Raw genomic sequence first — 24,192 nt, forward strand, 5'->3', positions numbered from 1 at the left:
ACGGAGGCGAATTCTAGAGATTTTGGCGGACACGTCAACAGTTATTTCCCCGCTTTGCGGGCGTTTGCTGGAAAAACAGCCATATCGCCGCTTTTCTGCTGGTCAAACAGCCAAATCAGCCAATCAATCAACACTCTGACCCGCGGCGCCAGGAAACGGCCGGGCGGATACATGATGTAAATCGGCATCGGCGGAGGCGGCGTTTCCGCCAGCACTTCCACCAGTTCGCCCTGTTCCAGCCAAGGGGCAAGCGAATAGCGCGCCGCCTGTATCAATCCCATGCCGGCACGCGCGCCGGCGATATAGGCGTCGGCGCCGCTGACGCTCAGCCGGGCGGGCAGTTCGCGCAGTTCCAGCTTGCCGCCGCGGCAAAACTCCAGCGGGTAATCGCGGTTGCTGGCCAGCGAAAAATACCCCACCGCGCGGTGCGGCGCCAGGCTATCGATGTCGAGCGGCGTACCTTGGGCCTGCAGGTAAGCGGGGGAAGCGCAGGTGACCTGCGGCAGCTGGGCGATCCGCCGCGCCACCAGGCTGTCGTCTTCGGTTTCCCAGGCGCGCAGCACGCAGTCCACGCCTTCGCGCAGCAGATCGACGTGGGTGTCGTTGGCGCCCAGCGCCAGCGTGATGTCGGGATAGCGCCGGTAGAAGTCGTCCAGCGCCGGAATGACGACCTCGCGCGCCAGCGAATGGGGCATATCGATGCGCACTTTGCCGGACGGCTGCAGCTTATGGTGGCTGAACAGCGTGTCCGCCTCCTCCAGCGCGCCCAGCAACTGCACGCAGCGTTGATAGTAGAGACTGCCTTCGCTGGTCACCTGCACCTGGCGGGTGGTGCGGATCAGCAGGCGTACGCCCAGCCGCTGTTCCAGCCGTTTCAGCGCGTTGCTGACCGTGGCGCGCGGCAGCTGCAGGCGTTCGGCCGCCCGGCTGAAGCTGCCCAGTTCGACGATGCGGGTAAAAATGCGCATGGCTTGAACCTGATCCATGTCCACTCCGTATTGTTGGTGATTTTTGAACAGTGATGTGCAATCTGCATTATTTATCTTTGTCGCGTAAACAACCAGACTTTGCTGCGTTATCCATTCACCGCATGAGGGCAGCACAATGCAACAACGTAAACTCGGTTCCCACGGTCCCGTCGTCTCCGCCCTGGGGTTGGGATGCATGGGCATGAGCGACTTCTACTCCACCGGCGCCGATCGGCAGGAAGCCATCGCCACGCTGCACCGGGCGCTGGAGCTGGGCGTCACGCTGCTCGACACCGCCGACATGTATGGCCCGCACACCAACGAAGAGCTGGTGGGGGAAGCGATCAAAGGCAAGCGGCAACAGGTGTTCCTGGCCACCAAGTTCGGCATTCTGCGCGATCCGGCGGATCCTTCGGCGCGCGGCGTCAGCAGCCGGCCCGAGTATATCCGGCGCTCCGTCGAGGGCAGCCTGCGGCGCTTGGGCGTGGAGGAGATCGATCTTTATTATCAGCACCGGGTCGATCCGCAGGTGCCGATCGAGGACGTCGTGGGCACGATGGCGGATCTGATCCGCGAAGGCAAGATCCGCCACATCGGCCTGAGCGAGGCGTCGGTCGCCACGCTGGAGCGGGCGCACAAGGTGCATCCGATCACCGCGCTGCAGACCGAATATTCGCTGTGGACCCGCGACGCCGAGCAGGGCGTGCTGGCGGCCTGCGAGCGCCTGGGCATCGGCTTTGTGCCCTACAGCCCGTTAGGGCGCGGTTTCCTCACCGGCGCTATCCAGCGGCCGGAGGATCTGGCCGAGGACGACTTCCGCCGCAGCAACCCGCGCTTCCAGGGGGAAAACTTCAGCCGCAATCTGGCGCTGGTGGAGAAGGTGAGCGAGCTGGCGGCGCAGAAGGGCGTCAAGCCTTCGCAGCTGGCGCTGGCCTGGGTGTTGGCGCAGGGGGAACACATCGTGCCGATCCCCGGCACCAAACGCCGTCGTTACCTTGAAGAGAACGTCGCGGCGGCGGAGATAACGCTGAGCGCGGCTGAGCTGGCGGCGATTGAAGCGGTGTTCCCGCTGAGCGCGGCGGCCGGCGATCGCTACGGCGCGGAGTCGATGACCTACATCAACGGTTAAAAAAAAGCGCGGCCTGCAGGCCGCGCTCTGTCGTTTTCCGCCAACGGCGAATTATTTCTTCTTCGGCGCGCGCGGCGGACGGCCGACGGTCGCCTGGTACACCTTGAAGCGGCCGTTCTGCGCCAGCACTTCGTGGCTGCCGAAGGTGGCGTCCAGAATGTCCGGGTATGGCAGGAAGGCGTTGGCGACAATGCGCAGTTGGCCACCGATCGGCAGGTGCTTCACCGCGCCGCGGATCAGAGTTTCGGCGGCGGTCAGGCTGGTCTGCAGCCCGTCGTGGAACGGCGGGTTGGAGATGATCATGTCGAAACGGCCGGTGATGTCGGAGTAAACGTTGCTGACGATCACTTCCCCTTCGATGCCGTTGGCGGCCAGCGTCGCGCGGCTGGATTCCACCGCGGCGGCGTTGACGTCGCTGAGGGTCAATTTGACTTTCGGCGACAGCTTGGACATTACCGAGGCCATGACGCCGGCGCCGCAGCCGATGTCCAGCACCTTGCCTTTCATGTGTTTTTCCAGCGTCGACAGCAGCAGCGAGCTGCCGACGTCCAGACCGTCGCGGCTGAACACGCCCGGCAGCGTTTTCACTTCCAGATCGTGCAGCTGATAGCTGTCCCACCAGTCGTTCAGGTCGAACTCGGTCTGCGCGTCCAGGCGGCCGTGATACAGGCCACAGCGGCGCGCGCTGTCGATTTTCACCAGCGTGACGTGGCCTTCCAGCGTTGGCTCGGCGCTGCGCACGCCGCTGCGGTTTTCACCGACCACGAACACGTCCGCGCCCACCGGCAGCAGCGCCAGGATGTTGCACAGCTGGAATTGCGCTTCCTGCTTGCTCTTCGGCCAGTAGTAAACCAGCGTGTCGCAGTCGGCGACGAAAGCGGGATCGACGGTCAAACCGAACTGCACGTTATCGCCCATCGTCCGGTTCAGTAACTGCCAGTGATGGTATTGCTGAGTGTGGACGCGCACGTCCGCGGCCTCGAATTGGGCCGGCAGGCTGTCCTGCAGGTCGCCGGCAAACAGCACGCGGCGTTCGATAAATTCATCACTGTGGCGCAGCATGACTTCACTGGCGGGGGTTAATGCAGACATCAGATATTGGCTCCTGGAAATGAGACCGGGGATTATAGAGCTTTGTGGCGATATGTTCGACGGGTTTGTTGGCGCGGGCTGCGCGGGTTTGTTAGCATAGCGCGGCGCATGGCAGGCATGGCGCACCACAACGGGTAGGAATCGGCATGGCATCAAAACGCGACTGGCTGTTACAACAACTGGGTATTACGCAGTGGACATTGCGCCGCCCGGGCGTGTTGCAGGGCGAAGTGGCGGTCAGTCTGCCGCCCGAGACGCGCCTGCTGGTGGTGGCGCAGACGCAGCCGGCGCCCGACGATCCGCTGTTTTGCGACGTGCTGCGCAGCCTGGGGCTGACGCCGGCGCAAACCTACAGCCTGACGCCGGAACAGGTGGCGATGCTGCCTGAAGAGACCGCATGCAACAGTTGGCGGCTGGGCGTGACGGAACCGCTCGCGGTCGCCGGCGCGCAGCTACACAGCCCGGCGCTGGCCGAGCTTTCCCAAGACGCGGGGGCCAAACGCGCCCTCTGGCAGCAGATTTGTCATCATGAACACGATTTCTACCCTGACGGCGGCCGACCTGGCCACGGCCTTCAACATTGAGCAAGCCAGCCACGCTTTCCCCTGGACGGAAACCACCTTTGCCAGCAATCAGGGCGATCGCTACCTTAACCTGAAGCTGAGCGCCGATGGGGAGATGGCGGGGTTCGCCATCACGCAGATCGTGCTGGACGAAGCCACGCTGTTCAACATCGCCATTCATCCGCAGCACCAGCGCCGGGGCTTTGGCCGCCTGCTGCTCAACGCGTTGATCGAACAGCTGGAGAGCCGCGGCGTGGTTACGCTGTGGCTGGAAGTCCGTGCCTCCAACCAGGCGGCGATCGCGCTGTATGAAGATCTCGGTTTCAACGAAGTCACCGTGCGCCGCAATTATTACCCGAGCGCCCACGGCCGCGAAGACGCGATCGTGATGGCGCTGCCGCTGGGGTAATCAGCCCGGCCGGAAAAAGCATTGATTGTCACCGGTTGGCAAATCGGCGAAAATGCCCGGCTGTTATCTTTTATTCACCGCTTTGCCCGGCGCCGCGATCGGCGCGTTCTGATGATGTCGCAGGGCGGACTAACCGTAGAACCTGAAAACCATGTCTCCTAGTGAATTTGCCCGCGAAGTCTCCAAAAGAAGAACTTTCGCCATCATCTCGCACCCCGATGCCGGTAAAACCACCATTACCGAAAAAGTGCTGCTATTCGGACAGGCGATCCAGACCGCCGGTACGGTAAAAGGCCGCGGCTCCAGCCAGCACGCCAAATCCGACTGGATGGAAATGGAAAAGCAGCGTGGGATCTCGATCACCACCTCGGTGATGCAGTTCCCGTATCGCGACAGCCTGGTCAACCTGCTGGATACCCCGGGGCACGAGGACTTCTCCGAAGATACGTATCGCACCCTGACCGCCGTGGACTGCTGTCTGATGGTGATCGACGCCGCCAAGGGCGTTGAGGATCGCACCCGCAAGCTGATGGAAGTCACCCGTCTGCGCGACACGCCGATCCTGACCTTCATGAACAAGCTGGACCGCGACATCCGCGATCCGATGGAAGTGATGGACGAAGTCGAGCGCGAACTGAAAATCGCCTGTTCGCCTATCACCTGGCCGATCGGCTGCGGCAAGCTGTTTAAAGGCGTTTATCACCTGTACAAGGATGAAACCTACCTGTACCAGACCGGTAAAGGCCACACCATTCAGGAAGTGCGCATCGTCAAGGGCCTGAACAACCCGGAGCTGGATGTCGCCGTAGGCGAAGATCTGGCGGCGCAGCTGCGCGATGAGCTGGAGCTGGTGCAGGGCGCTTCCCACGAGTTCGATCAGGCGGCGTTCCTGAGCGGCGAGCTGACCCCGGTGTTCTTCGGTACCGCACTCGGTAACTTCGGCGTGGATCATATGCTGGACGGTCTGGTGGCCTGGGCGCCGGCGCCGATGCCGCGCAAAACCGACACCCGTGAAGTGACGGCGGCGGAAGAGAAATTCACCGGCTTTGTGTTCAAGATCCAGGCCAACATGGATCCGAAACACCGCGACCGCGTGGCCTTTATGCGCGTGGTGTCCGGCCGCTACGAGAAGGGCATGAAGCTGCGCCAGGTGCGCACCGGCAAAGACGTAGTGATCTCCGACGCGCTGACCTTTATGGCCGGCGACCGTTCGCACGTGGAAGAAGCCTACCCGGGCGACATCATCGGCCTGCACAACCACGGCACCATTCAGATCGGCGATACCTTCACCCAGGGTGAAGACATGAAGTTCACCGGTATTCCGAACTTCGCGCCGGAGCTGTTCCGCCGCATTCGCCTGCGCGATCCGCTGAAGCAGAAACAGCTGCTGAAGGGGCTGGTGCAGCTGTCCGAAGAGGGCGCGGTACAGGTGTTCCGTCCGATCGCCAACAACGATCTGATCGTCGGCGCGGTCGGTGTGCTGCAGTTCGACGTGGTGGTGGCGCGTTTGAAGAGCGAGTACAACGTGGAAGCGCTGTACGAATCGGTCAACGTGTCGACGGCGCGCTGGGTCGAGTGCGACGACGTGAAGAAGTTCGAAGAGTTCAAGCGCAAGAACGAGATCAACCTGGCGCTGGACGGCGGGGACAACCTGTCCTACATCGCGCCGACCATGGTGAACCTCAACCTGACGCAGGAACGCTATCCTGACGTGACCTTCCGCAAGACCCGCGAACACTGATACATCGGCAGGGCGCCCGGTGCGCCCTGCCAATTCCCCGTATTCTCACTCCGCTAATTAATAAATCTTCCTCATATTTTATCCTGCGAATCGATGTCGCCCAGGCGAGACGCGATTGGCCTGCGTTTTCCGCCGCATGGTCTATCTTTAACGAGATGTCCGCACATTGCTTGAGAGTAAATCACTGTAATACGCTGATTGTTTGGTGAGTTATTCTGATGTGTTGCCGATAGGAGACAGTCTGTTTCCTTAAATATCAATGAGATGAATGTTTTACCGTTTCGTGTCACTTAGTCTGTCGTCAATAGGCGACAGTTTTTTGATTAAAAATCCGACTCAACGCTTTTTTTGTTTGATTTTTAAGGCGTTTATGGAGTTGGCACGGCGGTTGCAATATTCCTGTCGTGAACGCTTAATCGTATAGCGATGATGAAGTATTTACCGAGAGGCCGCGTGAAGGCGGCTGAAGGGTTCCGGCGCTCTGGCGCTGGGGCCCCCAACAAAAGGAAGAGATCGATGAAAAAGACCAAATTTGCACACTCGCTGATGGCTGTTGTTTTGGGTTCTGCTTTGGTGAGCGGCACTGCGCTGGCCGAAGACAGTCTGCTCAACAAGGCGTCTAACGCCGCGGACAGTGCCGGTGCCAAAATCGATAGCTCCATGAAAAAAGTTGACGGTTACATGGATGACAGCGCGATAACGGCTAAAGTTAAAAGTGCATTGGTGGACGATAAGAGCATCAAAAGCACTGACATTTCGGTGAAAACCGAAAAAGGCACCGTGATCCTGAGCGGGTTTGTCGGCAGCCAGGCGCAGGCGGAGCATGCGGTTGCGGTTGCCGGCAAGGTGGAAGGCGTCAAAACCGTCAGCGACAAGCTGCACGTGAAAGATGAAGCCAATCAGTCGATCAAATCGTATGCCGGCGACACCGCCACCACCAGCGAGCTGAAAGCCAAGCTGCTGGCCGATGACATCGTGCCGTCGCGCAATGTGAAAGTGGAAACCACCGATGGCGTGGTGCAGCTTTCCGGTGAAGTGAAAACGCAGGCGCAGTCTGAGCGTGCCGAAAGCATCGCCAAGGCTATCGACGGCGTGAAAAGCGTGAAAAACGACCTGGTGGTCAAGCAGTAATCCCGCCAGGCGCCCGTAACAAGTAACAACAAGCCGCATCTGTCGGGCTGTCAAGGCGGCCCGACGTGTACCACCAAAAAAAGAAACTGATTTGCCGTCGATGTCCCGTTGTCGGGGCGGTAGACGGCAGCGAATTTTTTCACAATGGTAAGGAGAAGCTTATGTTTCGTTGGGGCATTATCTTTTTAGTCATCGCGCTTATCGCTGCGGCACTGGGGTTCGGTTCGCTGGCGGGCACCGCCGCCTGGGCCGCCAAAGTCGTGTTCGTTGTCGGCATCATCCTGTTCCTGGTCAGTCTGTTCACCGGCCGTCGGCGCCCTTAGCCGGCCGGCATTTTCCTGCAAACTGTAACAAAGCTTAATTCCTTTTCTCACGTCGGGGAGGGCCGGCCATGAACAGCGACATCATCGTCGGGCGCTGGAAACAGCTGAAAGGTCAGGTATGGCAGGCTTGGGCCGAATGGTCCGGCAGCGATGGTGCCTGGTTGGCCGGCAGCAATGATTTCCTCGTCGGCGTGCTGCAAGAGGATTACGGAAGAGAGCGAGACGCGGTATCCTCGGAGAAAACGTCTCACTGAGGATGCCAAGTTGGGATACAGAATACCCATCACGCTCGGCAATATAGAACCGCTGGCGTCTAAACCTTTTCGACCAGGAAAAATGGCGTTGGTCTGCGAAGGCGGCGGCCAGCGCGGCATTTTCACCGCCGGCGTGCTGGACGAGTTTCAGCGCGCGGGCTTTAACCCTTTCGATCTGCTGATCGGCACATCGGCCGGCGCTCAGAATCTGTCTGCCTATATCTGCGGGCAGATGGGCTACGCGCGCCGGGTGATCACCCGTTACACCACTTCGGCACAGTTCTTCAATCCGCTGCGCTTCGTGCGCGGCGGGCATCTGATCGATCTCGATTGGCTGGTTGATACGGCGGCGGCGCAGATGCCGCTGGCGATGGACGTGGCGGAACAGCACTTTACCGACGGGCGCGAATTCCTGCTGTGCGCCTGCCGCAGCGACGATTTCGAACCGACCTATCTGCCGGCGCAGCGCGAACGCTGGCTGCCGGCCATCAAGGCGTCCAGCGCCATTCCCGGCTTCTACCGTCAGGGCGTGGAGTTGGACGGCGTCAGCTATCAGGACGGCGGCATCAGCGATGCGATCCCGGTGGAAGAGGCCTATCGCCGCGGCGCCGACACCATCGTGGTGATCCGCACCGTGCCTTCGCAAATGTACTACACCCCGCAGTGGATGAAGCGCATGGAGCATTGGCTGAGCGACAGCAGCCTGCAGCAGATGGTGCGCATCCTGCAGCATCACGAGCAAAGCTATCACCGCATCCAGCGCTTTATCGAAAAGCCGCCGGGCAAGCTGCGCATCTTCGAGATCTTCCCGCCGAAGCCGCTGGCCAGCAATGCGCTGGGCAGCCGATTGGGGGCGCTCAATCAGGATTATCACCTGGGGCGCCGCTGCGGCCGCTACTTCCTGGCCACCGTCGGCCAGTGGATGGCGCAGCAGGAACCCGACGGCATGAAGGTGCGAAAAGCGTTGTCGCGCCGCCTGATCCAGCCGGAGAACGTCAGAATGCCTTCGCCGATCGTGACCGACATCGCCATGCCCACCGAGCGGGCGGCGCAGCCGGAGGCGGCGGTAGCGGCGCCGAAAATCATCCTGCCGGGCGATCTGCCGCCGGGTGAAGGGGGGGCGCTGTGAGTTACGCCTTTACCGACACCCACTGCCATTTCGATTTCCCGCCCTTTACCGGGCATGAGGCCGAGAGCCTGGCGCGGGCGGCAAGCGCCGACGTAAAGCGCATCATCGTCCCGACGGTCACCGCCGATCGCTTCGCGCGGGTGTTGCGGCTGGCGCAGGAGCATGCGCCGCTGTTCGCCGCACTGGGGCTGCACCCGCTGTATATCGCGCAGCATCATGAGCCGCAGTTGGAACAGTTGGCGGCGCTGCTGGCCGAACGGCCGCACAAGCTGGTGGCGGTGGGGGAGATCGGGCTCGATCTGTATATGGATAACCCACAGTTCGAGCGGCAGCACAGCGTGCTGCTGGCCCAACTGAAGCTGGCGAAACAGCATGACCTGCCGGTGATCCTGCATTCGCGCCGCACCCACGACCAACTGGCCGCCGCGCTGCGGCGCATGCAGCTGCCGCGCCGCGGCGTGGTGCACGGCTTTGCCGGCAGCCTGTCGCAGGCGCAGGCGTTTATCCGCCTCGGCTATTACATCGGCGTGGGCGGCACCATCACCTATGAGCGGGCGCAGAAAACGCGCGCCGTGATGGCGCAGCTGCCGCTTGAGGCGCTGCTGCTGGAGACCGATGCGCCGGACATGCCGCTGGCCGGCTATCAGGGGCAGCCGAACCGCCCCGAGCGCGCCGCCGAGGTGTTTCACGCGCTGTGTGAACTGCGGCCGGAACCGGCCGACGTGATAGCCGCCCACCTGCAACGCAATACCCAAGCGCTGTTCGCCATGCCGAATTGAGGTCTGCATAACGTGACTTGCGTCACGTTATAAGATTTTCATTTGCGTCTCGTTGTATACATTTGTGACATAAATCGGTGCGAGGGTGACCTCGCTCAGTATAATCCCCCCCGAAACTCTCCAATAGCAGACCTCTCTTCATGAGCAGGGATGTATTTTATTTTTTGCAACAGGGAAACTTTGCATGCAACTCATCATGAGTCTGGTCGGGATGGCGGTGCTGATCGCCATTGCGGTGCTGCTCTCCAGCAACCGTCGGGCCATCAAACTGCGCACCGTGGTGTGGGCGTTCATCATTCAGGTCGGTATCGGCGCGCTGGTGCTGTACGTGCCGCTGGGCCGCAGCATCCTCGGCAGTATGTCTAACGGCGTGGCAAACGTTATCGCTTACGGCAATCAGGGCATTTCGTTCATCTTCGGCGGGCTGGTTTCCGACAAGATGTTCGAGGTGTTCGGCGGCGGCGGCTTCGTGTTCGCGCTGCGCGTCCTGCCGGTGATCGTGTTCTTCTCCTCGCTGATTGCGGTGCTGTACTACCTCGGCATCATGCAGTTGGTGATCCGCGTGCTGGGCGGCGGCCTGCACAAGTTGCTGGGCACCTCGCGCACCGAATCGCTGTCGGCGACCGCCAACATTTTCGTCGGCCAGACCGAAGCGCCGCTGGTGGTGCGTCCGTATATCGCCACCATGAGCCAGTCAGAACTGTTCGCCGTGATGTGCGGCGGCCTGGCTTCGGTGGCCGGTTCGGTGCTGGCGGGATACGCGCAGATGGGCGTGCCGCTGGAATACCTGATCGCCGCGTCCTTCATGGCCGCGCCGGGCGGGCTGCTGTTCGCCAAGCTGATGGTGCCGGAAACCGAGCAGACCCACGATAAAGACGATGCGATGAAACTGATCGCCGAAGAGGATCGTCCTGCCAACGTGATCGATGCGGCGGCTTCCGGCGCGGCTTCCGGCATGCAGCTGGCGCTGAACGTCGGCGCGATGCTGCTGGCGTTTATCGCGCTGATCGCCTTGCTCAACGGCATTCTCGGCGGCATCGGCGGCTGGTTCGATTACCCGCAGCTGTCGCTCGAGCTGATCCTCGGCTGGGTGTTCTCGCCGATCGCCTTCCTGATTGGCGTGCCGTGGAGTGAAGCGATGACCGCCGGTTCGTTTATCGGCCAGAAGATCATCGTCAATGAGTTTGTCGCCTATATGAACTTCGGCGCCTATCTGCGTCCGGACGATGTGGTGGCGGCGGAAGGCCTGCAGGTGCTGTCAACGCACACCAAGGCGATCATCTCCTTTGCGCTGTGCGGTTTTGCCAACCTCTCCTCGGTGGCGATCCTGCTGGGCGGTTTGGGCAGCATGGCACCCAACCGTCGCCATGACATCGCGCGTTTCGGTCTGAAGGCCGTGGCGGCGGGCACGCTGTCCAACCTGATGAGTGCCACCATCGCCGGTTTCTTCCTGGCGCTGTAAGCCCTCGCTGAGCCCGCGTCGGCGCGACCGATCGCGGGACTCCGCCTATACTCTAAGCAACGCGGGTGTTCGCCGCACCCGCGATCTTCAGCCGCTTCTTTAGCGAATTTGTGAACGATATCGCGTTATTTTGTGATGTTCTTCACATATAATTCCGGTCTGTTACAGTGCTATTTCATATAGTGTGACGATGAACGCGAATCGCCCCCGGCATTCGTGTTCAAATAGCTATTACTGGCCGGCCGCAAGGCGGGTGGCCATGTGCGGTGAGAAGGATCTCAGTTGCCGCCGCGGGAACGCCGTTCCCCTGCGCTATCTTCATGGAACCAAGTCCGCTCGCCAACACCCAGGTACTCAGTTGGAGAGTTTTATGACCGAATTAACCGCAGCAGCGCAACGTGCGCTGAACTTGATGGATTTAACCACGCTGAACGATGATGACACCGACGAGAAAGTGATCGCCCTCTGTCGTCAGGCCAACAGCCCGGCCGGCCACACGGCGGCCATCTGCATCTACCCGCGTTTTATCCCGGTGGCGCGTAAGGCGCTGCGCGAGCAAGGCACGCCGGACATCCGTATCGCCACCGTGACCAACTTCCCGCATGGCAACGACGATATCGACATCGCGCTGGCGGAAACCCGCGCGGCCATCGCCTATGGGGCGGATGAAGTGGACGTGGTGTTCCCTTACCGCGCGCTGATCGCCGGCAACGAACAGGTCGGTTTCGAGCTGGTGAAACAGTGCAAACAGGCTTGCCAGGCGGCCAACGTGCTGCTGAAAGTGATCATCGAAACCGGTGAGCTGAAGCAGGCCGATCTGATCCGCAAGGCGTCCGAGATCGCCATCAAGGCCGGCGCCGACTTTATCAAGACCTCCACCGGCAAGGTGCCGGTCAACGCCACCCTGGAGAGCGCCGAGCTGATGATGTCAGCGATCCGCGATATGGGCGTGGCGAAGACGGTGGGCTTCAAGCCGGCCGGCGGCGTGCGCACCGCGGAAGACGCGCTGCATTATCTGCAACTTGCCGATCGTATTCTGGGCGAAGGGTGGGCCGACGCGCGGCATTTCCGCTTTGGCGCTTCCAGCCTGCTGGCCAGCTTGCTGGCCGCGCTGGGCCACCAAACCCAGACCGCCGGCGGCGGCTACTGATCGATATCGTTGGCGGGCGCCAGGCGCGCCCGTCTGCACCGACTCTCGGCGACACAGGGGGATGCCTTGTTCCTGGCTCAAGAAATTATTCGTAAAAAACGCGACGGCCAGCCGTTAAGCGAAGCGGAAATCCGCTTTTTCATCAACGGCATTCGCGACAATGTGGTGTCGGAAGGGCAGATCGCCGCGCTGGCGATGACCATTTATTTCCATGACATGAGCATGCCGGAGCGCGTGGCGCTCACCATGGCGATGCGCGATTCCGGCACCGTGCTGGACTGGAAGAGTTTGGCGCTGAACGGCCCGATCGTCGACAAGCACTCGACCGGCGGCGTGGGCGACGTGACTTCGCTGATGCTCGGCCCGATGGTGGCGGCCTGCGGCGGCTATGTGCCGATGATCTCCGGCCGCGGCCTGGGGCATACCGGCGGCACGCTGGACAAACTGGAAGCCATTCCGGGCTTCAATATTTTCCCGGACGATAACGCCTTCCGCAAAATCATTCAGGACGTCGGCGTGGCGATCATCGGCCAGACCAGCTCGCTGGCGCCGGCGGACAAGCGTTTTTACGCCACCCGCGATATCACCGCCACCGTGGATTCTATCCCGCTGATCACCGCCTCCATTCTGGCCAAGAAGCTGGCGGAAGGGTTGGATGCGCTGGTGATGGACGTGAAGGTCGGCTCCGGCGCCTTTATGCCGACCTATGCCCTGTCGCAAGATTTGGCGCAGGCGATCGTCGGCGTGGCCAACGGCGCGGGCTGCAAGACCACCGCGCTGCTGACCGACATGAATCAGGTGCTGGCTTCCAGCGCCGGCAACGCGGTGGAAGTGCGCGAAGCGGTGCGCTTCCTGACCGGCGAATACCGCAACCCGCGCCTGCTGGAAGTGACGCTGGCGCTGAGCGTAGAGATGCTGTTGTCCGGCGGCCTGGCGAAAGACGAGACCGACGCGCGCGCCAAGCTGCAGGCGGTGCTGGATAACGGCAAGGCGGCGGAGGTGTTTGGCCGCATGGTGGCGGCGCAGCAGGGGCCAATAGACTTCGTCGAACGCTACGATAGCTATCTGCCGGCGGCAACGCTGAGCAAGCCGGTGTATGCTGAAAAGCCGGGCATCATCAGCGCCATGGATACCCGTGCGCTGGGCATGGCGGTGGTGTCGTTGGGCGGCGGCCGCCGTCGGGCGAGCGACGCCATCGATTACAGCGTCGGCCTGACCGAGATGGCGCGCCTGGGCGATACGGCGGATTCCCAGCAGCCGCTGGCGATGATCCACGCCAACGATGAAGAGAGCTGGCAGCAGGCGGCCGATGCGGTGCGCAGCGCAATGACGCTGAGCGACAAGGCGCCGGAGGCGACGCCAGTGGTGTATAAGCGCATCACTCAAGCGTGATGACCCTCGTCTTTCAAGCCGTAGCGTTGTTGGCTGCACGCGTGCACCCCAGTCACTTACTTGAGTAAGCTCCTGGGGATACACGCGCTAGCCGCCTAGCTACAACTTGAAATCCATTGGGTATAAATTTAGAGAATAAGGGCGATTGCAGTTTTGCGGTCGCAATAGCGTGAGAACACGCAGGAGAGCACAGATGAAACGCACATTTATTATGGTATTGGACTCCTTCGGCATCGGCGCCAGCGAAGACGCCGAACGTTTTGGCGATCAGGGTTCCGACACCCTGGGCCACATCGCCGAGGTTTGCGCGCGCGGTGAGGCCAACGTGGGCCGTCAGGGCCCGCTGACGCTGCCTAACCTGAGCCGTCTGGGCCTCGGCAAAGCGGCGGAAGAGTCCACCGGCAACTTCCCGCAGGGGCTGGATCGCAACGCCGACATCATCGGCGCCTACGGCTACGCCAGCGAGCTCTCTTCCGGTAAAGACACGCCGTCTGGCCACTGGGAAATCGCCGGCGTGCCGGTGCTGTTCGACTGGGGCTACTTCAAGGACGAGCACAACAGCTTCCCGCAGGCGCTGCTGGATAAGCTGGTGGAGCGCGCCAATCTGCCGGGCTACCTGGGCAACTGCCACTCATCCGGCACCGTGATCCTCGATCAGTTGGGTGAAGAGCACATGAAAACCGGCAAGCCGATTTTCTACACCTCCGCCGACTCGGTATTCCAGATCGCCTGTCACGAAGAGACCTTCGGCCTGGAGCGCCTGTATGAGCTGTGCGAAATCGCGCGTGAAGAGCTGACCGAAGGCGGTTACAACATCGGCCGCGTGATCGCGCGTCCGTTCGTCGGCGACAAGCCGGGCCACTTCCAGCGCACCGGCAATCGCCACGATCTGGCGGTAGAGCCGCCGGCGCCGACCGTGCTGAAAAAGCTGGTGGACGAGAAGGGCGGCGAAGTGGTGTCGATCGGTAAAATCGCCGACATCTACGCCAACGTCGGCATCACCAAGAAGGTGAAGGCGACCGGCATCGACGCGCTGTTCGACGCGACCCTGATCGAAATGGAAAAGGCCGGCGACAACACCATCGTGTTCACCAACTTCGTGGACTTCGACTCCTCCTACGGTCACCGTCGCGACGTGGCGGGCTACGCCGCCGCGCTGGAGCTGTTCGACCGCCGCCTGCCGGAACTGCTGAAGCTGGTGAAAGACGAAGACATCATCATCTTCACCGCCGACCACGGCTGCGATCCGACCTGGAGCGGCACCGACCACACCCGCGAGCACATTCCGGTGCTGGTTTACGGCCCGAAAGTGAAACCGGGTTCGCTGGGCCACCGCGAGACCTTCGCCGACATCGGCCAGACCGTCGCCAATTACTTTGGCCTGTCGCCGATGGATTACGGTAAGACCCTGTTCTAAGCCCTGTCTTTCAAGCCGCAGCGTTGTTAGCTTCACGCGTGAACCCCAGTCGCTTACTCAAGTAAGCTCCTGGGGATTCCCCCGCCAGCTGCCTGGTTGCAACTCGACATTCAAGGCTTGGACGTTTGACGTTTTTATTAAATAAGATTTCTAAAGGAAGAAAATTATGGCTACGCCGCACATTAATGCTGAGATGGGTGATTTCGCTGACGTAGTACTGATGCCGGGCGACCCGCTGCGCGCAAAATACATCGCCGAAACCTTCCTGGAAGGCGCGGTGGAAGTGAACAACGTGCGCGGCATGTTGGGCTTCACCGGCACCTACAAAGGCCGCCGCATCTCCGTAATGGGCCACGGCATGGGCATTCCGTCCTGCTCCATCTACGCGCGCGAGCTGATCGCCGAATTCGGCGTGAAGAAGATCATTCGCGTGGGTTCCTGCGGCGCGGTGCGTGACGATATCAAACTGCGCGACGTGGTGATCGGCATGGGCGCGTGCACCGACTCCAAGGTGAACCGTCTGCGCTTCAAGGACAACGACTACGCGGCGATCGCCGACTTCGACATGGTGCGCAACGCGGTCGACGCGGCGGCGGCGCAGGGCATCCCGGCGCGCGTGGGCAACATCTTCTCCGCCGATCTGTTCTACACCCCGGATCCGGATATGTTCCAGGTGATGAAGAAGTACGGCATCCTGGGTGTGGAAATGGAAGCGGCCGGCATCTACGGCGTGGCGGCGGAGCTGTACGAAGAGTTCGGCTGTAAGGCGCTGACCATCTGCACCGTGTCCGACCACATCCTGCGTCACGAAGCGACCACGGCGGCGGAACGCCAGACCACCTTTAACGAAATGATCGTTATCGCGCTGGAATCCGTGCTGCTGGGCGACAAAGCGTAATACCGCGGCGGGCGTCATCATGGCGCCCGCCCGTCAATCTATTCATTCCGCATGGCCGTTTTTGGCTAACGCTTTACCTTTCAATTGGATGTGGATCCCGTTGTTACGGACAATCTATTCACCGAAAGGACAAGAAAACGGCACGAACGCATTCAACGCTTGGCCTGAATTACCCCTGCTTAGGCGCTTCCTGTTTTTTCTCCGGCGCATCGTCTTCATCGTCTTCCACCGTATTGCCTTCTTCCAGTGGTGTGTTGGCGGTCAACAGGTAGGGCGACTGCTGCCAGCGGCTGCGGCGGTGTTGCAGCAGGGTACGCGCCAGAATGATGCCGATCGCCAGCGCCAGCAGGATCATCAGGCGCAGCAGGTTGGTGGTGTTGTCCACCTGCTTGGATTCGGTCGCCAGTACGTGGGTGTCGAGGGTGATGCGGATAAAGCCGATCGGGCCGTCTTTGCCCTGAATGGATTCGACCAACTGGTGGTTGAAGTAGCTGCCGGCGCGTTTGCCGTCGAGCGACAGGCGATCGCGTATACTTATCTGTTCCCCGGCGTGGGAGACCAGCGTGCCGTCCAGCTGATACACGCTGACGTCGAGAATGCGGCTGTGATCGGTGAGCTGCTTGAGGATGGCGTCGATGCGCGGATTGTTGCCGTCGTCGTCCAGCAGCGGCGCCAGGCTGTAGGCGACCTGTTTGGTCAGCGTTTGCGCCAGCTCTTCAACCTGCTCGGATCGCGCCATTTGGTGACTCAGGCTAAAATAAGAGGCGCCCTGCATCAGCAGCACCAGCAAAGCCAGGCAAATCAGGATAATAGCGGTGCGGTGCAGGCGAAATTTCAGTTTAGCGCGAGCCATGCAGGTTCCTTGGGCATCGGGGACACTTTATGTTGCCAGAACCGCTGGCGATAGGATAGCTTGATGCGTCGTTTTATCATGCAGCGTTTTTGTCCATTCAGGAGTCAATGATGTCAAACAGTCTGACCTATTGCGATCTTCCGGCGGAGATCTCTCAATGGCCGGGTCTTCCCCTTTCGCTCAGCGGCGACGAAGTGATGCCGCTGGACTACCGGGCGGGCAATACCGGGTGGCTGTTATATGGCAGGGAGCTGGACAAGGCGCGCATTACCCAATTCCAACGCAAGCTGGGCGCGGCGATGGTGATCGTCACCGCCTGGGGCGTGGACGACTATCAGGTGGTGCGGCTGGCGGGCACCTTGACGCCGCGCGCCAAGCTGCTGGCGGCAGAGAGCGGGTTGGATGTGGCGCCGCTCGGCAAAATCCCGCACCTGCGCACGCCGGGGCTGCTGGTGATGGACATGGATTCAACGGCGATCGAGATCGAGTGCATCGATGAGATCGCCAAGCTGGCGGGCGTCGGAGAGCAGGTGGCGGAAGTGACCGAACGCGCGATGCGCGGCGAGCTGGACTTTACCGCCAGCCTGCGCCAGCGCGTCGGTACGCTGAAAGGGGCCGACGCCAACATCCTTAAGCAGGTGCGCGACGAGCTGCCGCTGATGCCGGGGCTGACCAGCCTGGTGGGCAAGCTGCAGGCGATGGGCTGGCATGTGGCGATCGCCTCCGGCGGCTTCACCTACTACGCCGAATACCTGCGCAACCGGCTGCGGCTGGTGGCGGCGGCGGCCAACGAGCTGGAGATCCGCGACGGCAAGCTGACCGGCGAAGTGCTGGGGCCGGTGGTGGACGCGCAGTTCAAAGCCGATACGCTGCTGCGGCTGGCGGAGAAGCTGGAGATCCCGCTGGCGCAGACCGTGGCCATCGGCGACGGCGCCAACGATTTGAAAATGATGCAGGCGGCGGGGCTGGGCATCGCCTACCACGCCAAACCGAAAGTGTATGAAAAAGCGCAGGTGGCGATCCGGCATGCGGATTTGATGGGCGTGCTGTGTATTCTCACCGGCAGCCTGAAACACGAAGTGCGATAACGAAAGATTGAGGTAAGACGTGGCAAAAGCGGCAAAACGGGCATTTGTGTGCAATGAGTGCGGGGCGGACTATCCGCGTTGGCAGGGGCAGTGCAGCGCCTGCCATGCCTGGAACACCATCACGGAAGTGCGTTTGGCCGCGTCGCCCGCTGCGGCGCGCAACGATCGCCTTAGCGGCTATGCCGGCGACGCCGGCGTCAGCAAGGTGCAGAAGCTGTCGGAAATCAGCCTTGAGGCGCTGCCGCGCTTCACCACCGGCTTTCTCGAGTTCGACCGCGTGCTGGGCGGTGGCGTGGTGCCCGGCAGCGCCATTCTGATCGGCGGCAACCCCGGCGCCGGCAAGAGCACCCTGTTGCTGCAGGTGCTGTGCAAACTGTCCGAACAGATGAAAACCCTGTACGTCACCGGCGAGGAATCGTTGCAACAGGTGGCGATGCGCGCTCACCGTCTGGGGCTGCCGACCGGCGGCCTGAACATGCTGTCGGAAACCAGCATCGAGCAGATCTGCCTGATCGCCGAGCAGGAACAGCCGAAGCTGATGGTGATCGACTCGATTCAGGTAATGCACATGGCGGACATTCAGTCTTCGCCGGGCAGCGTGGCGCAGGTGCGGGAAACCGCCGCCTACCTGACGCGCTTCGCCAAGACGCGCGGCGTGGCGATCGTCATGGTCGGCCACGTTACCAAAGACGGCTCGCTGGCCGGGCCAAAAGTGCTGGAACACTGCATCGACTGTTCGGTGCTGCTGGATGGCGACGCCGATTCCCGCTTCCGCACCCTGCGCAGCCACAAGAACCGCTTCGGCGCGGTCAACGAGCTGGGCGTGTTCGCCATGACCGAACAGGGGCTGCGCGAAGTGAGCAACCCTTCGGCAATCTTCCTTAGCCGCGGCGATGAAGTCACTTCCGGCAGCTCGGTGATGGTGGTGTGGGAAGGTACCCGGCCGCTGCTGGTGGAGATCCAGGCGCTGGTGGATCACTCGATGATGTCCAATCCGCGCCGCGTGGCGGTGGGCCTGGAGCAGAACCGGTTGGCAATCCTGCTGGCGGTGCTGCACCGGCACGGCGGGCTGCAGATGTCGGATCAGGACGTGTTCGTCAACGTGGTCGGTGGGGTGAAGGTCAGCGAGACCAGCGCCGATCTGGCGCTGCTGATGTCGCTGGTCTCAAGCCTGCGCGATCGCCCGCTGCCGAACGATCTGGTGGTGTTCGGCGAAGTGGGGCTGGCGGGGGAGATCCGCCCGGTGCCGAGCGGCCAGGAGCGCATTTCCGAAGCGGCCAAGCACGGTTTCAAGCGCGCCATCGTGCCGCACGGCAATATGCCGAAGAAGCCGCCGGCCAACATGCAGGTGTTCGGGGTCAAGAAACTGGCGGACGCGCTGGACGTGCTGGAAGAGTTTTATTAATGTCGCCGACGGCGAGAAAGATATGCTATTTTGTTTAGCATACTAAACGGAGGTGGCCATGCCGCAATTTGATTACCTGAAGACGTCCATCAAGCAAAAGGGCTGCACGTTGCAGCAGGTGGCGGATGCCAGCGGCATGACCAAAGGCTATCTCAGCCAGCTGTTGAACGACAAGATCAAAAGCCCGAGCGCGCAAAAGCTCGAGGCGCTGCACCGTTTTCTCGGGCTGGAGTTCCCGCGCAAAGAGGTCAAAGTCGGCGTGGTGTTTGGTAAATTTTACCCGCTGCATACCGGCCACATCTATCTGATCCAGCGCGCCTGCAGCCAGGTGGATGAGCTGCACGTTATCTTGTGCCACGACGAGCCGCGCGACCGTGAGCTGTTCGAGAACAGTTCGATGTCGCAACAGCCGACGGTCAGCGATCGCCTGCGCTGGCTGCTGCAGACCTTCAAGTACCAGAAAAACATCCATATCCACTCGTTCGACGAGCAGGGCATCGAACCGTACCCGCACGGCTGGAACGTGTGGAGCGACGGCATGAAGGCCTTTATGGAACAGAAAGGCATCGTGCCGAGCTTCATCTATTCCAGCGAAGCGCAGGATGCGCCGCGCTACCGCGAGCATCTGGGCATCGAAACCATTTTGGTCGATCCCGAACGGTCGTTCATGAACATCAGCGGCAATCAGATCCGTCAGGATCCGTTCCGTTATTGGGATTACATCCCGACCGAGGTGAAACCGTTCTTCGTGCGCACCGTGGCGATCCTCGGCGGCGAGTCGAGCGGCAAATCGACGCTGGTCAACAAGCTGGCCAACATCTTCAACACCACCAGCGCCTGGGAATATGGCCGCGATTACGTGTTCTCGCACCTGGGCGGCGACGAGATGGCGCTGCAGTACTCCGACTACGACAAAATTGCCCTCGGGCAGGCGCAATACGTGGATTTCGCGGTCAAGTACGCCAACAAGGTGGCGTTTATCGATACCGATTTCGTCACCACCCAGGCGTTTTGCAAAAAGTACGAAGGGCGTGAGCATCCCTTCGTGCAGGCGCTGATCGACGAATACCGCTTCGATCTGGTGATCCTGCTGGAAAACAACACGCCGTGGGTGGCGGACGGCCTGCGCAGTCTCGGCAGCACCGCCGATCGCCTGGCGTTCCAGCGCCTGCTGGAGGAGATGCTGCGCGCCAACAACATCGAGTACGTGCACGTTGAGTCCAGCGATTACGAAGAGCGCTTCCTGCGCTGTGTCGAGCTGGTGCAACAGCTGCTGGCGGCGGACGCCGGTCGGCTGGCGAATGCGCCCGCCCAGCGCCACGCCGCAGGCTGAGAAAAATTAGCGTAATGTGCGATCGCGCGGCAGAAACGGCCGCACGGACGCACATTTAAAGGCCTGTTTAAACATGGTTCATTCGGTAGCGACTAGGTTAAGGTTTTCTTTACAATAACGCTCAGAAGAAGACATGTCTTATCGCTTACTCGCTCTCTGGTTGATCTGCTATGCCGCAGCCTGGACGCTGCTGACCGTTCATCTCGATCCTACCCTGCCTTACGACGCCGTCGAGGCGCTCAATTGGGGCCTCAACGGCGAGTGGGGCTCACCGAAAAATCCTTGGTTGGTCGGTGCGGCGATGCAGCCGGCGATCTGGCTGTCGTGGCTGCCGCTGAACGTTTACTGGTACGGCGGGCACTTCATCGCCATCGCCATCGGCATGTTGGGCGTCTGGCTGCTGGCGCGACGCCTGAGCGGCAGCACTTCGCTGGCCTGGATGGCGCTGCTGACGCTCAACCTGTCCGGCATCATCAATTTCGACATCATTCCCTACAACGACAACTACCTGTTGGTGATGCTGTGGCCGTGGATGGCGCTGTTCTTCCACATGGCGATTTCCCATTCGGCCAACTGGTGGCCGGCCTTCGCGTTGGCCGCCGGTCTGGCGATGATGGCGAAGTATTCGACCTTCGCCTTCGTCTATTTCGCGGCGCTGTCGACGCTGTTCGTGCCGCAGATCCGTCGCTGCTATCGCCAACCGCAGTTCTATCTGGCGGTGGCGATCTGGCTGGCGCTGGTGTTGCCGAACGTATTCTGGCTGTGGAACCACGACTTCGCCGCCTTTAAGTGGGTGGATTCGCAGATCAAGATGCAGCTCAATCTCGACATGCTGCAGTCGCTGCTGCTGGTGTTCTATCCGTCGCTGGTGCTGTGGTGGATCCTGCGCCGCAGCGGGGCGGTGCTGGCCTGGCCGAAAGCCTTGCCGATGCGGGTGCTGCTGTGGATCTACCTGCTGCCGCTCGGCATCATTACCTTTTGGTTCTCCTTCAACGTCGGCGGCCGCTTGACCGAGTGGCTGCAGCCGTTCTTCATGCTGGCGCCCGCGCTGCTGGTTGGTTGCGTGCGTCAGCCGCCGGTGCGTTCGCTGCGGGCGGCGACTATTGGGCTGATGTGCGCGGCGCTGGCGGTCTATCTGGGGTATGCCGCGGTGATGCTGGGCAACGTGCGCAATGCCGGTCAGAAAATGGTGGGCATCAAGGCGTTCAGCGCTGGAGTGGAGCAGCTGTGGCAGGAGCGGTATGGCGTCAGTCTGCGTTACGTCGGCGGCGAATACCTGTCGCAGTGGATGACGGTGTATGCCGGTTCCCGGCCGCAAACCATTACGCGCTGGTCCAATCATACGCGGCCGAACATCTACAACGTCAACATCAGCTATCCGCAGATTGCGCAGCATGGCGTCGCCTTGTTCGGTCGGTTGGGTGAAGACTGCGCGCACAGCGACTTCGGCGGCGAACTGGCCCACTGGCCGAAGATGCGCCTCGACTGGCAGCAGACGCTGACCTTCCGCGCCGATCCGCAGAGCGACGAGCAGGTGCTGTGCGTCGGCTTTGTTCGCCCGCAGTAACGGCGGCGCAGAACGCCGCCGCGATGCGAACTCAGTAAGCGATAACCAGCTTGCCTTGCATATGGCCGCCGAGCAGCTGTTGGTGCGCGGCGGTCAGCGTGTCTACCGACAGCCCGTGCAGGGTTTCGCTCAGCGTGGTGCTCAGCTTGCCGTCGTCCAGCAGTTGCGCCACCTGCTGCAGGATCCGGCCTTGCTGCGCGATGTCCGGGGTGGTGAACATGCTGCGGGTGAACATGAATTCCCAGTGCAGCGCGGCGCTTTTCAGCTTCAGCGCGTTTTGATCCAACGGCTGCGCGTTCTCGACGATGGTGCAGATATGGCCGAGCGGCGCGATCAGTTCGGCCATCGCCGGCCAGTGGCCGTCGGTATCGTTCAGACAGAGGATGTAATCCACCTGCTCGATGCCGTGTTGCGCCAGGTTGCCCTTCAAATCGCGGTAGTCCACCACCAGGTCGGCGCCCCGCTCGCGGCACCAGGCGGCGGATTCCGGCCTGGACGCGGTGGCGATCACTTTCACCTTGCTGCGCAGCGCGGCCAGCGGAATGGCCAGCGAGCCGACCCCGCCGGCGCCGCCGATGATCAGCAGCGTCTTGTGCTCGGGCGCATCCTGAATGTTCAGGTGCTCGAACAGCGCCTCCCAGGCGGTGAGGGCGGTGAGCGGCATGGCGGCGGACTCCGCCCAGTTCAGGCTGCGCGGTTTGTGCGCGGCGATGCGAGAGTCGATCAGTTGGTGGCTGCTGTTGCTGCCGGGCCGGGTGATATCGCCGGCGTACCACACTTCATCGCCGGGCTTGAAGCCGCTGACGCCGCTGCCCACGTCCAGCACGACGCCGCTGGCGTCCCAGCCGAGGACGCGCGGCTGCTGCAGGCCGCTTTTCTGCAGACCGGCATGTACTTTGGTATCCACCGGGTTGACCGAGGCCGCTTTCACTTCCACCAGCAGATCGTACTGGCCGGGCACCGGCATCTCCGGTGAGATTTCGATGAAACCGGCGGGGTTCTGCGGGTCTACGGCAATGGCTTTTATCGACATGATTGTGCTCCTTTCAAATGATGTCCCCAGTGTAGACCCGCAGCAGTGGGGTGATAAGATGGACAATATCTAACTGAGTGTTCGTAAGAGGTGAACAATGGAGTTCAAACAGCTGCAGGACATGGCGCTGTTCGCGCTGGTGGCGGAGTGCGGCAGCTTCACCGCCGCCGCGCAGCGTGTCGGGTTGCCGAAGTCCAGCGTCAGTCAGCGCATCAGCCAGCTCGAACAGACGCTGGGGCTGCGTTTGCTCAACCGCACCACGCGCCAGCTGAACCTGACCTTCGCCGGCGAGCGCTATCTGGAACACTGCCAGGCGATGATGTCCGCCGCCGAGCGGGCCGATCTGGCGCTGCAGCGGCTGCGCGATAACCCGAGCGGCCGCCTGCGCATCTCGACGCCGGCCGGGTTGGGGGCAACCCTGGTGGCGCGGCTGGCGGCGGATTTTCAGCGCCAGTACCCGGACGTATCGCTGGAGGTGTCGGTATCCGACGCCATGGTGGATCTGGTGCAGGAAGGCTTCGACGCCGCGCTGCGCACCGGCAAGCCGCAGGATTCTTCGCTGATCGGCCGCCGCCTCGGGTATGCGCCGCGCTATCTGCTGGCTGCGCCGTCCTATCTGGCGCAGCACTCGCCGATCGAGCACCCGCAGCAGCTGCAGCAGCATCGCTGCATTGCCCACCGCGCCTGGACGGCCTGGAACCTGCGCTGCGGCGACGATTATTACCGCTGGCAGCTGCCGCTGGCGCACACCACCGACAATCTGCTGTATGCGCGCGAATGCGCTATCGCCGGCGCGGGGATCACGCTGCTGCCGGCGTTTCTCAGCCGCGAGGTGGTGGCGCAGAAGCTGTTGGTGGAGGTGTTGCCGGCCTGGCGCGCAGAAGGGAATGAACTGTATCTGGTTTACCCGAGCCGCAAGCTGAATTCCCCGGCGCTGGCCTGTTTCATCGATGTGGTATTGCAGCACTCGGCGTTTGACGACTACGCGCGCGAGCTGACGCGGGAGTAGGCCTGGCAGATGACGCCGACGCCTAATTTCTGTCGCCATCGTCCTAAAACCTTTGGCTGGAGCATGG

Annotated in this window: 23 protein-coding genes; 19 read left to right on the top strand and 4 right to left on the bottom strand. The window is 61.6% G+C overall.

From position 1 onward, the window contains the following. Nucleotides 1-41 precede the first annotated feature (41 nt). Nucleotides 42-986 (bottom strand): LysR family transcriptional regulator, encoded by a 945-nt coding sequence (locus ACP3TA_RS08645; protein ID WP_089195449.1) that lies wholly within the window; start codon nt 984-986, stop codon nt 42-44. Nucleotides 987-1,104: 118 nt separating this feature from the next. On the opposite strand from ACP3TA_RS08645, the gene ACP3TA_RS08650 reads away from it, so the two are divergent. Continuing rightward, nucleotides 1,105-2,097, top strand: a complete 993-nt coding sequence (locus tag ACP3TA_RS08650) for an aldo/keto reductase (RefSeq protein WP_047025178.1) — start codon at nt 1,105-1,107, stop codon at nt 2,095-2,097. A 51-nt stretch (nt 2,098-2,148) separates the two neighbouring features. On the opposite strand, the gene rsmC is transcribed toward ACP3TA_RS08650, so the two are convergent. Next, complete coding sequence (gene rsmC / locus ACP3TA_RS08655; protein WP_033641786.1) at nt 2,149-3,189, bottom strand: 16S rRNA (guanine(1207)-N(2))-methyltransferase RsmC; 1,041 nt, start codon at nt 3,187-3,189, stop codon at nt 2,149-2,151. A gap of 146 nt (nt 3,190-3,335) precedes the next feature. On the opposite strand from rsmC, the gene ACP3TA_RS08660 reads away from it, so the two are divergent. The 13 genes from ACP3TA_RS08660 (at nt 3,336) to deoD (ending at nt 15,837) form a co-directional block, all read left to right on the top strand. Beyond that, nucleotides 3,336-3,773, top strand: a complete 438-nt coding sequence (locus ACP3TA_RS08660) for a DNA polymerase III subunit psi (RefSeq protein WP_033641787.1) — start codon at nt 3,336-3,338, stop codon at nt 3,771-3,773. After that, complete coding sequence (rimI, locus tag ACP3TA_RS08665) at nt 3,718-4,161, top strand: ribosomal protein S18-alanine N-acetyltransferase (RefSeq protein ID WP_033641788.1); 444 nt, start codon at nt 3,718-3,720, stop codon at nt 4,159-4,161. Before ACP3TA_RS08660 ends, rimI begins: the two co-directional genes overlap by 56 nt. A gap of 151 nt (nt 4,162-4,312) precedes the next feature. Further along, nucleotides 4,313-5,902 carry a peptide chain release factor 3 gene (prfC, locus tag ACP3TA_RS08670; RefSeq protein ID WP_033641789.1) on the top strand — a complete coding sequence of 530 codons (1,590 nt, stop codon included), beginning with the start codon at nt 4,313-4,315 and terminating at the stop codon, nt 5,900-5,902. Between the two features lie 516 nt (nt 5,903-6,418). Next, a complete protein-coding gene (gene osmY, locus ACP3TA_RS08675; protein WP_033641790.1) occupies nt 6,419-7,033 on the top strand; it encodes a molecular chaperone OsmY in 615 nt (204 codons plus the stop codon). A gap of 161 nt (nt 7,034-7,194) precedes the next feature. After that, nucleotides 7,195-7,356, top strand: coding sequence for a DUF1328 domain-containing protein (locus tag ACP3TA_RS08680; protein WP_004933089.1), 162 nt, complete (start codon nt 7,195-7,197; stop codon nt 7,354-7,356). 68 nt (nt 7,357-7,424) lie between these two features. Further along, on the top strand, nt 7,425-7,610 hold the full coding sequence (locus ACP3TA_RS08685; RefSeq protein ID WP_004933086.1) for a CsbD family protein: 186 nt from the start codon (nt 7,425-7,427) through the stop codon (nt 7,608-7,610). Between the two features lie 10 nt (nt 7,611-7,620). After that, nucleotides 7,621-8,739 carry a patatin-like phospholipase family protein gene (locus ACP3TA_RS08690; protein ID WP_033651706.1) on the top strand — a complete coding sequence of 373 codons (1,119 nt, stop codon included), beginning with the start codon at nt 7,621-7,623 and terminating at the stop codon, nt 8,737-8,739. Next, nucleotides 8,736-9,518 (top strand): TatD family hydrolase, encoded by a 783-nt coding sequence (locus tag ACP3TA_RS08695; protein ID WP_046688209.1) that lies wholly within the window; start codon nt 8,736-8,738, stop codon nt 9,516-9,518. Before ACP3TA_RS08690 ends, ACP3TA_RS08695 begins: the two co-directional genes overlap by 4 nt. Nucleotides 9,519-9,702: 184 nt before the next feature. Next, nucleotides 9,703-10,980 (top strand): NupC/NupG family nucleoside CNT transporter, encoded by a 1,278-nt coding sequence (locus tag ACP3TA_RS08700; protein ID WP_004933076.1) that lies wholly within the window; start codon nt 9,703-9,705, stop codon nt 10,978-10,980. A 370-nt stretch (nt 10,981-11,350) separates the two neighbouring features. After that, a complete protein-coding gene (gene deoC / locus ACP3TA_RS08705; protein WP_172755635.1) occupies nt 11,351-12,130 on the top strand; it encodes a deoxyribose-phosphate aldolase in 780 nt (259 codons plus the stop codon). A gap of 66 nt (nt 12,131-12,196) precedes the next feature. Next, on the top strand, nt 12,197-13,522 hold the full coding sequence (deoA, locus tag ACP3TA_RS08710; protein ID WP_197849736.1) for a thymidine phosphorylase: 1,326 nt from the start codon (nt 12,197-12,199) through the stop codon (nt 13,520-13,522). A 193-nt stretch (nt 13,523-13,715) separates the two neighbouring features. Next, nucleotides 13,716-14,939 (top strand): phosphopentomutase, encoded by a 1,224-nt coding sequence (deoB, locus tag ACP3TA_RS08715; protein ID WP_033641795.1) that lies wholly within the window; start codon nt 13,716-13,718, stop codon nt 14,937-14,939. Between the two features lie 166 nt (nt 14,940-15,105). Beyond that, complete coding sequence (gene deoD, locus ACP3TA_RS08720) at nt 15,106-15,837, top strand: purine-nucleoside phosphorylase (RefSeq protein ID WP_004933059.1); 732 nt, start codon at nt 15,106-15,108, stop codon at nt 15,835-15,837. A gap of 169 nt (nt 15,838-16,006) precedes the next feature. Here deoD and ACP3TA_RS08725 read toward each other — a convergent pair whose 3' ends face one another. Further along, complete coding sequence (locus ACP3TA_RS08725) at nt 16,007-16,690, bottom strand: YtjB family periplasmic protein (RefSeq protein WP_033641796.1); 684 nt, start codon at nt 16,688-16,690, stop codon at nt 16,007-16,009. Nucleotides 16,691-16,800: 110 nt separating this feature from the next. On the opposite strand from ACP3TA_RS08725, the gene serB reads away from it, so the two are divergent. From serB to ACP3TA_RS08745, 4 genes are all read left to right on the top strand, one after another. Beyond that, on the top strand, nt 16,801-17,778 hold the full coding sequence (gene serB, locus ACP3TA_RS08730; RefSeq protein WP_033641797.1) for a phosphoserine phosphatase: 978 nt from the start codon (nt 16,801-16,803) through the stop codon (nt 17,776-17,778). A 19-nt stretch (nt 17,779-17,797) separates the two neighbouring features. Next, the gene (radA, locus tag ACP3TA_RS08735) at nt 17,798-19,183 is read left to right on the top strand and encodes a DNA repair protein RadA (RefSeq protein WP_025159617.1); all 1,386 of its coding nucleotides are present in this window, start codon (nt 17,798-17,800) and stop codon (nt 19,181-19,183) included. Nucleotides 19,184-19,241: 58 nt separating this feature from the next. Then, the gene (gene nadR / locus ACP3TA_RS08740) at nt 19,242-20,516 is read left to right on the top strand and encodes a multifunctional transcriptional regulator/nicotinamide-nucleotide adenylyltransferase/ribosylnicotinamide kinase NadR (protein WP_033641798.1); all 1,275 of its coding nucleotides are present in this window, start codon (nt 19,242-19,244) and stop codon (nt 20,514-20,516) included. A 133-nt stretch (nt 20,517-20,649) separates the two neighbouring features. After that, on the top strand, nt 20,650-22,083 hold the full coding sequence (locus tag ACP3TA_RS08745) for a glycosyltransferase family 39 protein (RefSeq protein ID WP_176589480.1): 1,434 nt from the start codon (nt 20,650-20,652) through the stop codon (nt 22,081-22,083). A gap of 31 nt (nt 22,084-22,114) precedes the next feature. Here the strand turns inward: ACP3TA_RS08745 and ACP3TA_RS08750 are convergent, their stop codons facing one another. Further along, nucleotides 22,115-23,116, bottom strand: a complete 1,002-nt coding sequence (locus ACP3TA_RS08750; RefSeq protein ID WP_033641800.1) for a zinc-binding alcohol dehydrogenase family protein — start codon at nt 23,114-23,116, stop codon at nt 22,115-22,117. Nucleotides 23,117-23,213: 97 nt separating this feature from the next. On the opposite strand from ACP3TA_RS08750, the gene ACP3TA_RS08755 reads away from it, so the two are divergent. Beyond that, on the top strand, nt 23,214-24,125 hold the full coding sequence (locus ACP3TA_RS08755; protein ID WP_096242800.1) for a LysR family transcriptional regulator: 912 nt from the start codon (nt 23,214-23,216) through the stop codon (nt 24,123-24,125). Nucleotides 24,126-24,192 lie beyond the last annotated feature (67 nt).

This window comes from Serratia sp. 2C06, assembly GCF_050037615.1.
GTDB lineage: Bacteria > Pseudomonadota > Gammaproteobacteria > Enterobacterales > Enterobacteriaceae > Serratia > Serratia ureilytica.

Coding starts and splice junctions, on each gene's coding strand:
- osmY (WP_033641790.1), top strand. CDS start 6,419: ATGAAAAAGACCAAATTTGCACACTCGCTGATGGCTGTTGTTTTGGGT.
- rimI (WP_033641788.1), top strand. CDS start 3,718: ATGAACACGATTTCTACCCTGACGGCGGCCGACCTGGCCACGGCCTTC.
- prfC (WP_033641789.1), top strand. CDS start 4,313: ATGTCTCCTAGTGAATTTGCCCGCGAAGTCTCCAAAAGAAGAACTTTC.
- ACP3TA_RS08755 (WP_096242800.1), top strand. CDS start 23,214: ATGGAGTTCAAACAGCTGCAGGACATGGCGCTGTTCGCGCTGGTGGCG.
- ACP3TA_RS08660 (WP_033641787.1), top strand. CDS start 3,336: ATGGCATCAAAACGCGACTGGCTGTTACAACAACTGGGTATTACGCAG.
- ACP3TA_RS08680 (WP_004933089.1), top strand. CDS start 7,195: ATGTTTCGTTGGGGCATTATCTTTTTAGTCATCGCGCTTATCGCTGCG.
- ACP3TA_RS08725 (WP_033641796.1), bottom strand. CDS start 16,690: ATGGCTCGCGCTAAACTGAAATTTCGCCTGCACCGCACCGCTATTATC.
- nadR (WP_033641798.1), top strand. CDS start 19,242: ATGCCGCAATTTGATTACCTGAAGACGTCCATCAAGCAAAAGGGCTGC.
- deoB (WP_033641795.1), top strand. CDS start 13,716: ATGAAACGCACATTTATTATGGTATTGGACTCCTTCGGCATCGGCGCC.
- ACP3TA_RS08745 (WP_176589480.1), top strand. CDS start 20,650: ATGTCTTATCGCTTACTCGCTCTCTGGTTGATCTGCTATGCCGCAGCC.
- deoD (WP_004933059.1), top strand. CDS start 15,106: ATGGCTACGCCGCACATTAATGCTGAGATGGGTGATTTCGCTGACGTA.
- rsmC (WP_033641786.1), bottom strand. CDS start 3,189: ATGTCTGCATTAACCCCCGCCAGTGAAGTCATGCTGCGCCACAGTGAT.
- ACP3TA_RS08700 (WP_004933076.1), top strand. CDS start 9,703: ATGCAACTCATCATGAGTCTGGTCGGGATGGCGGTGCTGATCGCCATT.
- ACP3TA_RS08645 (WP_089195449.1), bottom strand. CDS start 986: ATGGATCAGGTTCAAGCCATGCGCATTTTTACCCGCATCGTCGAACTG.
- deoC (WP_172755635.1), top strand. CDS start 11,351: ATGACCGAATTAACCGCAGCAGCGCAACGTGCGCTGAACTTGATGGAT.
- ACP3TA_RS08685 (WP_004933086.1), top strand. CDS start 7,425: ATGAACAGCGACATCATCGTCGGGCGCTGGAAACAGCTGAAAGGTCAG.
- serB (WP_033641797.1), top strand. CDS start 16,801: ATGTCAAACAGTCTGACCTATTGCGATCTTCCGGCGGAGATCTCTCAA.
- ACP3TA_RS08650 (WP_047025178.1), top strand. CDS start 1,105: ATGCAACAACGTAAACTCGGTTCCCACGGTCCCGTCGTCTCCGCCCTG.
- ACP3TA_RS08750 (WP_033641800.1), bottom strand. CDS start 23,116: ATGTCGATAAAAGCCATTGCCGTAGACCCGCAGAACCCCGCCGGTTTC.